11 protein-coding genes are annotated in these 11,895 nt (G+C 65.0%); 7 read left to right on the top strand and 4 right to left on the bottom strand.

Annotated elements, in window-relative coordinates:
• Nucleotides 1–61 precede the first annotated feature (61 nt).
• Nucleotides 62–1,153 (bottom strand): PGF-CTERM sorting domain-containing protein, encoded by a 1,092-nt coding sequence (locus NMP98_RS13315; RefSeq protein ID WP_254858301.1) that lies wholly within the window; start codon nucleotides 1,151–1,153, stop codon nucleotides 62–64.
• A gap of 181 nt (nucleotides 1,154–1,334) precedes the next feature.
• Here NMP98_RS13315 and NMP98_RS13320 point away from each other — a divergent pair, with 181 nt between their 5' ends.
• The 3 genes from NMP98_RS13320 (at nucleotide 1,335) to NMP98_RS13330 (ending at nucleotide 3,589) form a co-directional block, all read left to right on the top strand.
• The gene (locus NMP98_RS13320; protein WP_254858303.1) at nucleotides 1,335–2,129 is read left to right on the top strand and encodes a DUF8231 family protein; all 795 of its coding nucleotides are present in this window, start codon (nucleotides 1,335–1,337) and stop codon (nucleotides 2,127–2,129) included.
• Nucleotides 2,130–2,236: 107 nt separating this feature from the next.
• Nucleotides 2,237–2,770 (top strand): 50S ribosomal protein L16, encoded by a 534-nt coding sequence (locus NMP98_RS13325; RefSeq protein ID WP_254858305.1) that lies wholly within the window; start codon nucleotides 2,237–2,239, stop codon nucleotides 2,768–2,770.
• A 93-nt stretch (nucleotides 2,771–2,863) separates the two neighbouring features.
• Nucleotides 2,864–3,589: a creatininase family protein gene (locus tag NMP98_RS13330; RefSeq protein WP_254858306.1), complete on the top strand. Its 726-nt coding sequence runs from the start codon at nucleotides 2,864–2,866 to the stop codon at nucleotides 3,587–3,589.
• Here the strand turns inward: NMP98_RS13330 and NMP98_RS13335 are convergent, their stop codons facing one another.
• Both NMP98_RS13335 and NMP98_RS13340 read right to left on the bottom strand, forming a co-directional pair.
• A complete protein-coding gene (locus tag NMP98_RS13335) occupies nucleotides 3,590–4,003 on the bottom strand; it encodes a DUF5790 family protein (RefSeq protein ID WP_254858308.1) in 414 nt (137 codons plus the stop codon).
• Nucleotides 4,004–4,086: 83 nt separating this feature from the next.
• Nucleotides 4,087–5,070 carry a DUF7544 domain-containing protein gene (locus tag NMP98_RS13340; protein ID WP_254858310.1) on the bottom strand — a complete coding sequence of 328 codons (984 nt, stop codon included), beginning with the start codon at nucleotides 5,068–5,070 and terminating at the stop codon, nucleotides 4,087–4,089.
• Nucleotides 5,071–5,202: 132 nt separating this feature from the next.
• Between NMP98_RS13340 and NMP98_RS13345 the strand changes: the two genes are divergently transcribed.
• Nucleotides 5,203–7,431 (top strand): LVIVD repeat-containing protein, encoded by a 2,229-nt coding sequence (locus tag NMP98_RS13345; RefSeq protein WP_254858311.1) that lies wholly within the window; start codon nucleotides 5,203–5,205, stop codon nucleotides 7,429–7,431.
• A gap of 53 nt (nucleotides 7,432–7,484) precedes the next feature.
• Nucleotides 7,485–8,567 carry an iron transporter gene (locus tag NMP98_RS13350; RefSeq protein WP_254858313.1) on the top strand — a complete coding sequence of 361 codons (1,083 nt, stop codon included), beginning with the start codon at nucleotides 7,485–7,487 and terminating at the stop codon, nucleotides 8,565–8,567.
• Here the strand turns inward: NMP98_RS13350 and NMP98_RS13355 are convergent.
• Nucleotides 8,564–8,923, bottom strand: a complete 360-nt coding sequence (locus NMP98_RS13355; protein WP_254858315.1) for a dihydroneopterin aldolase family protein — start codon at nucleotides 8,921–8,923, stop codon at nucleotides 8,564–8,566. The genes NMP98_RS13350 and NMP98_RS13355 overlap by 4 nt on opposite strands.
• A gap of 77 nt (nucleotides 8,924–9,000) precedes the next feature.
• Between NMP98_RS13355 and NMP98_RS13360 the strand changes: the two genes are divergently transcribed.
• Nucleotides 9,001–9,612, top strand: a complete 612-nt coding sequence (locus NMP98_RS13360) for a translation initiation factor IF-2 subunit beta (protein WP_254858316.1) — start codon at nucleotides 9,001–9,003, stop codon at nucleotides 9,610–9,612.
• Between the two features lie 180 nt (nucleotides 9,613–9,792).
• Nucleotides 9,793–11,778 carry an aconitate hydratase gene (locus NMP98_RS13365; RefSeq protein ID WP_254858318.1) on the top strand — a complete coding sequence of 662 codons (1,986 nt, stop codon included), beginning with the start codon at nucleotides 9,793–9,795 and terminating at the stop codon, nucleotides 11,776–11,778.
• The last annotated feature ends 117 nt before the right edge of the window (nucleotides 11,779–11,895 follow it).

Here is an 11,895-nt window from a genome sequence, read left to right on the forward strand (position 1 = left end):
CTATTCGCTGGGGTTTATAATTATTGTTAATGTCCGGTAGAAACCGGAAAACGGGGGGTGTTTATCTGCGCCGGATGGCGGCGAGGGCGCTGGCGAGCAACGCGAGGACAGCGACGGCGGGGCCGAATCCGGGGCCTTCGCCGGCGGTCGGCGTCATGCCCGTCGAGTCGTCGTCCGACTGCGCCTCGGTGTTCTGGGGCGCGTCGGTCGACTGTGCCGTGTCCGCGGGTGCGTCGGTCGGTTCGGGGGTCTCCTCGGAGTCCGAGGTGTCGGGCGTTGCAGCCGGTTCGGGCGTCGCGGTCGGCTCCGGTGTCGCCGTCGATTCGGACGTGTCCTCGGGTGTCGGAGTCGGTTCGGGCGTCGCGGTCGGCTCCGGCGTGGCGGTGGACTGGGTGTCCTCGTTCGGCGGCGGGCCGAGTTGTTCGCGGGCCTCCTGTTCGCTGTCGCAGTCACAGACGTAGAGGTAATTCGAGTTCAGTTTGAAGCCGACTTCTTCGGCGCTGTCGGAGGGTTCTTCGTCGGGGCCGTTGTCGGCGACGGTGCCGTTGATGAACCCTTGGACCTGATACCAGCCGGGTTCGCTCGTCATCGTCAGGCAGGTACCGGCCTGCGAGCCAGCGCCCTGTGCGGCGACGATGGCGTCTTCGGGGGCCATGTACGCCGGGTCACCGGCGAAGTCGCTGAAGTCGTAAATCTCGATGGTGATGCCGTCGTCCCGGAAGTCGACGTTCTTCTGTTTCTGGACGAGGTCGACGTCGGTCTGGGTTCCGTCGTTGTTGTTGCCACGGTCGATACCGAAGGCCTTCGTGTTCGAGACGTCGCAGTTGGAGTAATCTATCCACTGGGCGTCGATGATGACGTAGTCGACCCACAGCCCCTCCTCCGCTCCGACTTCGCCGAAGGCGTCGCCGCCGGCGGCGTAGTACTCGATGCTACCGTTGGCTTCGTTCTGGTCGCCTGGGTAGTGGTCCGTCGAGTACGGCAACACGACCTCGAAGTCGGCCTGCTCGGTGAGGTCTTCGGCTTCGTCTTTCGTGTGGTCGCTCGCAGCGGCCGGCGCGACGGCAGCGCCGAATAGCACGACGCTCCCGACCATCGTCGCGACGACCGCGATGGAGAGCAACGTCGCACTCAGTTGTCGTGTCTGACTCATCGTGTGACGTTCTCGTGAGCCAACTAATACAGTTGGCGATATAAGCCTCTCATATGTGGTCACTTATACCGTGGCTAGCTCTGTCATGCGCCCTCGCGTGCCCGTGGGTCTATACCGGTCCGAACGAGGTGGATGAGAAGAGTTAGTAACGCCTATACGCGGGGCTTTCGTCCCTCCGCGTATGCAACGACGATGGGCGGCGATATACATCGCCTTCTTCCTCGTCATGGCCGCCAGCTCCTATTCGGTGATGGCGGTGGCCGAGGAACCGACTATCGATGTCGAAGGGGACACCTTCCAGCAGGGAGACACCGTCGAATTCGGCGGCACGACGTACACGTTCACCGAAGTGTCGAACGGGAGTGCGACCGCCGAATACAGCCAAACGAGCCAAGGACAGACGACGTTCGCCAACAACTCCGTCGTCGAGTACGACGGTGGGCAGTACAACGTCACGACAGCCGCGGGCGAGCAGTCGTTCACGCTCGTCCAAGAGTTCGACGTGCCGACGCTGCTCGAAAACGACCCCGAGGTGGACAACAGTACCTACACGGGCGACGACGGCACCGAGTTCGTTCGCTACCGCAACGGGACGACCCAACCGGTCGATGAGTACCTCCCCGAACCGGACCGTGAGAGCTTCGCCGTCGGCGACGCGATAGAACACGCAAACACCTCGAAAACCGTCGACAACGTCACCGCCTCGGAGGCGGTCTTGACGTGGGAAGAAACGACCACGCAGTCGATTGGGTTCGCCGAGGGCGACACCACGGAACTCGGCGGAACGCAGTACGTCTCGACGTTCGACGGCGGTGACACGCTCGTGTTGTCGACCGACGTCGAGGGGTATCAGGCCGGACTCGACAACCAGGACTACTTCCAAGAGCGTATGTCGAGTCTCATGTACATCATCGTCTACTGTTTCGGTGCCGCGTTCCTCCTCGGTGCAGTCGCGTTCCTCCCCCACCGCGGCTAATTGAGCCCGCGCATTTTCGCTGTCCGTTCGCTTCGCTACGACACACCGTCTCAGGTCGGGTCGGCTTCGAAGCCTTTATCCACGGACTCAACCACATCTGACGTACTATGAGTGACAAGCCCGCCTCTATGTACCGGGACATCGACAAGCCCGCGTACACGCGACGGGAGTACATCACGGGCATTCCGGGGTCGAAGGTCGCCCAGTACAAGATGGGCCGAATCGACGCCGAGCCCGACGATTACCCGGTCCAGATTAGTCTCATCGTCGACGAGGAAGTCCAGATTCGACACGGTTCGCTTGAGGCCGCGCGCCTCTCGGCGAACCGCCGAATGCTGAAGGAACTCGGCGAGGGCGGCGACTACAAGATGATTCTCCGGAAGTTCCCCCACCAGGTCATCCGGGAGAACAAACAGGCGACCGGCGCCGGCGCAGACCGTGTTTCCGACGGGATGCGACAGGCCTTCGGGAAAATCGTCGGCACGGCCGCCCGGATTCCGAAGGGCGAACGGCTGTTCACCGTCTGGTGTAACCCCGAGGACGCCGCCGTGGCGAAGGACGCCTTCCGTCGCGCGTACAACAAGATTTCCCCGCCGTGTACCGTCAAAGTCGAGCGCGGCGAGGAACTCCTCATCGCGTAAGGCGGGCTTTCCTCCGCTCTCGCTGCCCGGCGAGCGACCGCGTTTTTCGAGTCCAACCACCGCTTACAAGCGCCACTGGCGCTTGTGGTCTGTATGAACCTCCCAGAGTCGACCTGGACCGACGTCCGGGACGCCGACACCGACCTCGCAGTCCTCCCGGTCGGAAGCACCGAACAGCACGGCCCTCACGCGCCGTTGGGCGTCGATTACATGACCGCCGAAGTGATTGCGGAGGCCGGCGTCGAGCGGTACGCCGCCGACTTCGACGGTGAGGCCGTCGTCGGGCCGACCATCCCCGTCGGCATCGCCGAGGAGCACCGCGACTTCGACGGCACGCTGTGGGTCAGCGAGGATACCTTCCGCGCGTACGTCCGTGAGACGATGGAGAGCCTCGCCCACCACGGCTTCGACCGAATCGTCGTCGTCAACGGCCACGGCGGCAACGTCGACGCTTTACGCGAGTGTTGCGGCCGAATCAGCCGCGACGGCGACGGCTACGCGGTGGCCTACACGTGGTTCGACGCCGTCGCCACCGAGGAACTGGGTCACGGCGGCCCCGCGGAAACGTCGTTCATGCGGCATCTGCGGCCGGAGTTGGTGCACGAAGAGCGAACCGAGGAGGCGGCCGAGGGTGCCGCCGAGCAGTGGGGCGAGTGGCTCAACGGGACGAACCTCGCTTATGACTCCGCGGAGTTCACCGAATCGGGCGTCGTCGGCGACCCTCGGAACGGTTCCGAGGAACTGGGCGAGGAACTGCTGGAGGAAGCCGCAGGAGCGCTCTCGGAGTTGCTCGATGCGGTCGCGGTGCGGGCGGTCTGATTACTCGTCGTCTTCGTCGTCAGCGCTTTCGGCGTCTTCGAGCGCGCCGCGGAGTTCCGGCACCGTCGAGGCGAGTTCGCTCACCTGTTCGTGGGCGGTGACGATGTCCTCGAGGAGGTCCTCCAGTTCCGCGATGTCGGCTTCGAGGTCGTCGGCATCCTCGAAGGCGTCGGCCTTCTTGCCCATCGCGAACCACTTCTTGGCGTCCCGGAGGTGGTCTTCGGCGTCGCCGGTGTCCAGTGCCCCTTTCAGCGCGTTCAACACGCCGAGGGTGTTGTCGGCGTCGGTGTCCCAGACGGCATCGGCCCCCGGGAGTGCCTCACGGGCGTCCGCGAGACTGGACTCCACGTCCTCGCGCATCTCTGTGGCCGCCTCGTCGAACAGCTCGTCGTCGTCGAGCGTTGCCTGACTCATACCTCACCTTTCATCCCGTGTGGGTTAAAAACACGCCGCAAAGCGAAAGTGAAACACGCGAGCAGACGGCGTGATACCTCTGATTACTCCGAAGGCGCGGCCGCCTCGGCGTCTGCTCCGTCGAGGGTCGACCGTCGGTCGGACAGAAAGTCGAGGTCGGCATCGACCGCCCCCAACACGAGCAGGGCGTAGTACCGGAGGAAGACCTGTAGGACCGCGTAGACGACCGCACCGACGAGTATCGCGCCGAGTATCCCGACGGCCAACGCGACGACCACGCCGGAGACGCCGACCGCAGTGGCTGCCACCGCGAGGCCGACGAGTCCGCCGACGATAGCCGCCGCGAGGAACCCGACCACCGCCGCGATTGAGACGAGGATGCCGCCGACGGTCGCGAGCAGTGCGACGCCGACCGCGTAGGCGAGGAACTGCTTGGGTGCGGCCGTCAGCGTCGACCAGAAGCGCCGCCACCCGCCGAGGACGCCGCGCTCGGTCAGCACCATCGTCGGGACGACGAACGCCGTCGTGAACGCGGCGACGATGCTGGTCGGAATCCCGACGAGCGCGAGGACGATTCCGTACTCGCTCAGCGCGAAGAGGTAGTCCGTCGGGGTCGGAGTCGGTCCCGTCGCGGTTGCGACTAACGCACCGAGGGCGGCGAACCCCACGAGCGAGAGTGCGACCCTGAACGCTGCCAGTCCGAGCGCCTGTCTCCAGTGGGCGGCTATCTCCTCTATTGTCGTCCGCTTGCCGTCTCGGAGCCACCGGAGGAAGGGGAACTCCAGGAGCGCGCCGAGGACGACGAAGCCGAGCCAGACGACGCCGAGTGCGGCGACCACGAGCGGCACCCACTCGGGGAGCGTCGCCGGCAGCGCCTCCTCGAGTGCGCTGCGCTGTTCGGGTGTCACACCGCCGCCACCGGTCCCGCCGGTCGGGATGCTGATGCCCGGAGTGGCAACGAGTGCGGCGACGACGGTCACCCAGATCCACTCGAATAGGCCGCGTGGCCGGAACCGTCGCGTGGCGGTCAGTGCGTCGTCTATCGCGTCGAGGGCGTGGAGGGCCATGATGAGTTCTCAACGCGACTGAGGAATAAAACACCGGGTGAATCCGGGGGTTCTGTCGGTGTCGACTTCCTCGACGTTTGGACGGATTTGTCAGAACCCTTCTTAGTAAGTGTTTGACACTGTGAGGTAGCAATGAAAGACAACATCGACGAACTCGGCGCGAAGACGAGGCGGTCGGTGCTGAAGGCCATCGGCGCGACGCTCGGCGTCGGCGCGATGGGACAGGCGGCGGGACATCGCTGGAGCGGGTCGAACAACACCACCGACGGACCGCAGGCCGACACCACCGATGACGGGATTCCGGAGAACGTGGGGCTATCGAAGAACAGCGAGGTGTTCGGCTATCACAGCCTCGGCGACGAGGGACCGGCCCGAACGGGCGGTCGCGCCCGGTCGCCGCACTTCGGCGGCATCACCGAAATCGACGTTCACGGCGACTACGCCTACGTGAGCATGTTCTCCGCTCGCGGTTCGAGCAGCGGTCGCGGCCTCGCAATCGTCAATATCGCACAATTCAACCGGGCGAAGACGCTCGAGGAACTCGACCAGGCCGAACTCGTCGTCGAGTCGTTCCTCCGCAACCAGAACCCCGCGACGGCGATGATGGACGTGAAAGCCGACGACACGGGCGATTACGTCTTCGTCGGCACCCAACCCATCACCGCGCTGTTCGGCGAACTGGGCGCCGACCAAGAACTGAACGACCGCGATTCCTCTTCGAGCGGCCCGAACACCGGCAGCCTGCTCGCAATCGACGTCTCCGACAAGCGCCGTCCCAAACTCGTCGATACGGCAGAGGGCTTCTCGACGGGGATCCACAACTGCTTCCATCACCGCATCGACGGACAGGACTACGTCTTCGCGTGTAAGGACATCAACGAGGGCGAAGCCGGGTTGTACGTGTTCCGATTCGACCGACAGGAACTCGGGTTGACGCTCGTCAACCGCTGGACGCCGTCGGGCGACGACGCCCAAGGCGACACCGGCTTCGGCGGACTCAACTTCTACTGCCACGACGTCCACGTCCAGAACGACCCGAAGAACGGCACGCCGACCATCTACCTCTCCTATTGGGACGGCGGCACCGTCATCCTCGATGGTTCGGACCCGATGGACCTCGAACAGATAGGACTCTTTCCGATGCTGCAGGGCCACTACGCGGTGCCGGCTCCCGATACGGTCACCGTCGACGGCGAGGAGCGTCGGGTCGCCTTCGCCAGTCACGAGGAACCGAGCGTCGACTTCGAAAACCCCCGCGAGGGCAAGCCCAACCCCGGCAGTACGGGCACCATCTACCTCGTCGACACCGACGACATCTACGACACCGACGGCGTCGTCGAGTGTGGCGAACTCGCCAACTACACGTGGCAAGACGAGGTGAAATTCGAGGGCTTCGAGTTGAGCCCACACAACTCCGACCCCGCCTTCCACGACGGGGAGTTGTGGCTCCACGTCGGTCACTACCACGGCGGAACGCGCTTCCTGAAAGTGACCCCGGACTCCGACCGCGGAACGACCATCAGCGACGACCCCGAACTCGGCGACGGTGTCTACGTCGGGACTAACGGCCGCGGCAACACCGCGGGCGTCACCGCACCGGCCAGCGCCGGTTCCTGGCAGGTCGTCGACGGCGTTCCGACCGACCGCGCTAACGACGCCACCGACTGGGAGCTCTCGGAGCCGAACGGCGCCGACTTCGCCCGCCCCGTCGAGGATGTCCCCGAGGAGTCGAAGATGACGGGCCTCTCCAGCGCCCAACCGAACGTCTGGGGCGCCATCAACCACCGCGGCATCACGTACTCGGCGGACATCAATCAGGGCGTCTTCGCCATCAAACACGACGACATCGGCGCACGGGGAGCCATCCCATTCGTCGACGTCGAGCGCGACGCCGGCCGGTCCGTCTACACCGCAGACCAGGCCGGCCGCATCCGCCTCACGGTCGCCGACGCCGACGAGGACGTTTTCCTCCGTGACCGCATCCCAAGCGACTGGGAGGTCGTCGCTGGCGACGACCACGAAACCTACGACCTCGGCGGGCAGGTGGCCGTCGAGTTCGATGCGACGGCCGCGCCCGGCGAGACGCTGACGTACTTCGCCGAATCGCCGAACGAGGGTCCCGGCGACACGGGAACGCAAATCTTCGGCCCCGTCGAGTTCAGCGACGACGGCGGCGAGACGTGGCGGGCGCTCTCGGGGACGATGAGTTCGCCAGTGTTGGCGGGTATCGACCAGAACGACCCGACCGCAGCAGTAGGTGGGCTGACGGCCGGCACCGCGGCCGGCCTCACCGGGTTCACCTACACCCAACGCGAACGGCTCCGTGAACGTGCCGCGGAGTTCTTCGACCGCGAGGAGTAATCGCCGTCTGCTGAACCAGAACCCACATCTCAAATGCGCTCGAATCCCGACCGATGAACAGGCGGACGTTCCTGACGGCCAGCGCCGCCGCCGTCGGGTCGTTGGCTGGCTGTGCCGGCGGCGAGTCGGCGCCGGAGTCGACCCCTCGGTCGATGGATTCGCCGCGGCCGACCGGGACGCCGCCGTACTACGAGGGCGTCGACCTCCCCGACGGCGTGTACGTCCAGCCCTTCGAGAACGCGATGTCGATGCAGGGGCGGGCCGAAGCCGGACCGTATCGCATCGCGCTGATGTACGCCGCCCCGCATCGCTTCTGGCTCGTCGAGGGCGATCGCGCCAGCGAGCGACCCATCCGCCCGGCTGACGACCTACATCTCATGGCCGTCGTCTGGGACGCCGAAACCGGGCAGGTGGTCCCCGAGACGGGGCTGTCGGTCGAGATAGCCAGAGATGGCGAGACGGTCAGCGAGGAGGTCATCTACCCGATGCTCTCCCAGAGCATGGGCTTTCACTACGGCGGGAACTTCATCCTCGACGGCGACGGCCGCTATGAGGTCGAGGTGACCGTCGGCGGCCTCCCGATTCGGGCGACAGGCGACTTCGAAGGTCGGTTCGATGCACCACAGTCGGCTACTCTTTCGCTTTCCTTTACTGAATCCGAACGAGAGGCCGTCGCCGTCGAACGGCTCGAAGAATACGGCGAACGCGGCGCTGCGTCGCCGACGCGGATGGATGCTCTCCCCTCGCCGTTGACCGTCGAGGACGTTCCGAGAGAGGCACTCGACACCGCCTCGACGCACGACGCCGAGGTCGTCCCGACGGTACTCGACGGCGACGCGGCGCCGGTCGGAGACCGGTATCTCGCCGCGTACCTCCGGACGCCGTACAATCGGATGGCGATTCCCGGAGCGGCGTGGTCGGCGACGGTTCGCCGCGGTGGTGGGGTTCTCACGGAGGTGGACCTCCGGCGGACGTTCGACCCCGAGGTAGGGTATCACTACGGCGCCGAACTGTCGACTGCGCTTCGGGCGGGCGACGAGGTCGTCTTCACGCCGGCAACGCCGCCGCAGGTCGCCCGCCACGAGGGCTACGAGCGGGCGTTTCTGGAGTTGGAGTCAGTGTCGTTCACCGTCTAAGGGCCACGCTCTCCTTCGACGCTCTCGACGCGCATGCGCGGGTAGTCGCCGTCCATCGCCATCGACGCGCGGACGCGACAGCCCTCGTAGTCGATGTCCATCTCGACTTCCATGAACCGGCCGGTCAGTTCCGTGTAGTCGGCCGATTGCCCGTCGAGTTCGGCGGCCAGCGCGTCGTCGAGGATGTCGACGGTGACCGACGCACAGAACGGCTGGTTTTCGATTGCCTCCTCGATTGCGGTTTCGAGGCTCGCGCTGCTGGTCGGCGAGACGGGCGTGCCCGCAAACTGGTGATACAGCGTGCCGAACTTGATGCCGGCCTCGAAGCAGGCCTCCTGTGGCGTCGTCGGGTCCATGTTTCGGGGTCGTCGGGCGGCGAAAAGAGCGTTTCCCGTCTCGGAACCCATTTAGGTCACGGTCGCTTCGAAAGGGTATGGAGTACGAAGCCAGCCTCGACCGAGCGCTGGACGCCGTCCCCGACATTCAGTCGGGTGGCGACCGGCTCTCGGTCCCCGACGCCCAGGCGCAAGCGGACGGCGCCTTTACCCGGTTCAACAACCTCGATGCGGTCGCCGACGCGCTGGCCCGCGAGACGGACCACCTCCACCGGTTCGTCCAGCGCGCCCTCGCGACCTCCGGGAAACTGGAGGAGGGCGTCGGCCGCTACAACGGCAACTTCGACGAGCGGGACTTCGAGGCCGCCGTCGAGGACTACACCGAGGAGTACGTCCGCTGTAGCGAGTGTGGCCTCCCGGACACCCGACTCGTCCAGGAAGACCGGACGATGATGCTTCGCTGTGACGCCTGCGGTGCGTTCCGACCGGTGAAGAAGGGCGGCGGCTCTTCGAGCACCCGACAGCAGCGCGACGAAGTCAAGCCCGGCGAGACGTACACGGTCGAAGTGACCGACACCGGCCGGAAGGGCGACGGCGTCGCCCACCGCGGCGATTACACGATTTTCGTTCCCGGCGCCAGCGAGGGCGACGTGGTCGAGGTGTACATCGAGAACACGAGCGGCAATCTCGCCTTCTCCAGAATCGCCTGACAGGTCGACTTTTCTCCCCGCGCCGGAGCCAGAATCAATCGTTCGTCAAAAAACGTTAACGAATATTAGTCAAAAAGCCACAACTGTTAGGTGCGAATATTGCCAAATCGGCCGATGGCGGCCGCAATACGTGGCAAACACGCCGGATTTATATCTTGTGAGGGACCACCTACGGACGTTATGGGACAGACGATTGCAGAAAAAATCCTCGACGACCACCTCGTCGAGGGCGAACTCGAGACCGGTGAGGAAATCGGAATCGAGATCGACCAGGTTCTGACACAGGACACGACGGGTACGTTCGTGTGGCTGCAGTTCGAGGCGCTCGGGATGGACGAAGTCCAGACGGAACTCGCCGCGCAGTACTGCGACCACCAGACGTATCAGTTCGACTTCAAGAACACGGACGACCACCGCTTCCTTCGCTCGGCGGCCGGCAAGTACGGCGCGTACTTCAGCCGCCCCGGCAACGGCATTTGTCACAACGTCCACAAGGAGAACTTCGCCGCGCCCGGCAAGACGCTCCTCGGTTCGGACAGCCACACGCCGACGCCCGGCGGGCTCGGCCAGCTCGCCATCGGTGCCGGCGGTATCGACATCTCCGTCGCCATGGGTGGCGGCGCCTACTACATCGAGATGCCCGAAGTCGTCAACGTTCGCCTCGAGGGCGAACTCCCCGAGTGGGCGACCGCAAAGGACATCGCGCTGCACCTGCTCGGCGAACTGTCCGTGAAGGGCGGCGTCGGCAAAATCTTCGAGTACACCGGCCCCGGCGTCGAGAACCTCACCGTCCCCGAGCGGACGACGATTACGAACCTCGGGACGGAACTCGGCGCGACCACCTCCATCTTCCCGACCGACGAGAAGACCAAGGAGTGGCTCTCGCTGTTCGGCCGCGAAGACGAGTACGTCGACCTCGAACCCGACGACGACGCCGAGTACGCCGACCAGATCACGGTCGACCTCTCGGAGCTCGAACCGCTCATCGCGTGTCCGAGCATGCCCGACAAGGTCGTGCCCGTCCGCGAGGTCGCCGGCACGGACGTCGACCAGGTCATCATCGGCTCCTGTACGAACGGTGCCTACGAGGACATCCTCCCCGGCGCGAAGATGCTCGAAGGCCGCACCACGGACAAGAAGACCGAGATGATTGTCGCGCCCGGTTCGAAGCAGGCCTCCGAGATGCTCGCCCGTGAGGGCTGGACCGCCGAGATGATGGCGGCCGGCGTCAACTTCTCCGAGGCGACGTGTGGTGCCTGTATCGGCATCGGCCACGTTCCCGCCTCCGACTCCGTCTCGCTGCGGACGTTCAACCGCAACTTCGAGGGTCGCTCCGGCATCGAGAACGACAACGTCTACCTCTGTTCGCCGGAGGTCGCCACCGCGGCCGCCATCGCCGGCGAAATCGTCGACCCGCGTGACCTCGCCGACGAACTCGGCGACCTCGAGGACCCCGGCTTCGAGATGGGCGACAAGTACGGCCCCGGTATGGCCCAGGACGACCCCGACCTCATCGCGCCCGACGAGGCCGTCGACGACGAGCTCATCAAGGGCCCCAACATCGGCGACGTGCCGCTGAAGGACGAACTCGACGCCGAACTGTCGGGTCCGGCCCTGCTGAAGATGGAGGACAACATCACGACCGACCACATCATCCCTGCGACGCAGGACATCCTGATGTACCGGTCGAACATCCCGAAGCTCTCGGAGTTCACGCTCTCGCGTGTCGACGACACGTTCGCACAGCGTGCTCTCGACAGCGACGGCGGCTTCCTCGTCGCCGGCGAGAACTACGGACAGGGCTCCTCGCGTGAGCACGCGGCGCTGTGTCCGATGTACCTCGGCATCGAGGGCGTCCTCGCACAGAGCTTCGCCCGCATCCACAAGGCGAACCTGTTCAACTTCGGTCTCATCCCGCTGGAAATCGACGAGGCCGACTACGAGAACATCGAACAGGGCGACGACATCGAAATCGTCGACGACGTCGCAGAGGCCGTCCGCTCCGGTCAGGAAGAGTTCACGGTCCGCGTCAACGACGACTGGGAACTCACCGCGTCGCTGGACGCCTCCGAGCGCGAGCGCGAAATCCTCGCCAACGGTGGCAAGCTCCCCCACGTCAAGAAGCAGCACGACGAGAGCTCCGGCGCCGCTCCTGCGGACGACTGAAGCCTCGTTTCACAACATCCGTCCATTTTTTCGACGCTACACGGACAGCAGCGGCTCCGAACCTGTCGCGATTGATAATAAACCGAACTGGCAGTGCAGCGGCTATCTGTCGTGTAA

Source organism: Natronomonas gomsonensis, from assembly GCF_024300825.1.
In the GTDB taxonomy this organism is placed as follows: domain Archaea; phylum Halobacteriota; class Halobacteria; order Halobacteriales; family Haloarculaceae; genus Natronomonas; species Natronomonas gomsonensis.

What these genes read in the sequence shown, in the direction of transcription:
- NMP98_RS13315 (WP_254858301.1), bottom strand. Translation starts at nt 1,153, where the DNA reads ATGAGTCAGACACGACAACTGAGTGCGACGTTGCTCTCCATCGCGGTC.
- NMP98_RS13320 (WP_254858303.1), top strand. Translation starts at nt 1,335, where the DNA reads ATGCAACGACGATGGGCGGCGATATACATCGCCTTCTTCCTCGTCATG.
- NMP98_RS13325 (WP_254858305.1), top strand. Translation starts at nt 2,237, where the DNA reads ATGAGTGACAAGCCCGCCTCTATGTACCGGGACATCGACAAGCCCGCG.
- NMP98_RS13330 (WP_254858306.1), top strand. Translation starts at nt 2,864, where the DNA reads ATGAACCTCCCAGAGTCGACCTGGACCGACGTCCGGGACGCCGACACC.
- NMP98_RS13335 (WP_254858308.1), bottom strand. Translation starts at nt 4,003, where the DNA reads ATGAGTCAGGCAACGCTCGACGACGACGAGCTGTTCGACGAGGCGGCC.
- NMP98_RS13340 (WP_254858310.1), bottom strand. Translation starts at nt 5,070, where the DNA reads ATGGCCCTCCACGCCCTCGACGCGATAGACGACGCACTGACCGCCACG.
- NMP98_RS13345 (WP_254858311.1), top strand. Translation starts at nt 5,203, where the DNA reads ATGAAAGACAACATCGACGAACTCGGCGCGAAGACGAGGCGGTCGGTG.
- NMP98_RS13350 (WP_254858313.1), top strand. Translation starts at nt 7,485, where the DNA reads ATGAACAGGCGGACGTTCCTGACGGCCAGCGCCGCCGCCGTCGGGTCG.
- NMP98_RS13355 (WP_254858315.1), bottom strand. Translation starts at nt 8,923, where the DNA reads ATGGACCCGACGACGCCACAGGAGGCCTGCTTCGAGGCCGGCATCAAG.
- NMP98_RS13360 (WP_254858316.1), top strand. Translation starts at nt 9,001, where the DNA reads ATGGAGTACGAAGCCAGCCTCGACCGAGCGCTGGACGCCGTCCCCGAC.
- NMP98_RS13365 (WP_254858318.1), top strand. Translation starts at nt 9,793, where the DNA reads ATGGGACAGACGATTGCAGAAAAAATCCTCGACGACCACCTCGTCGAG.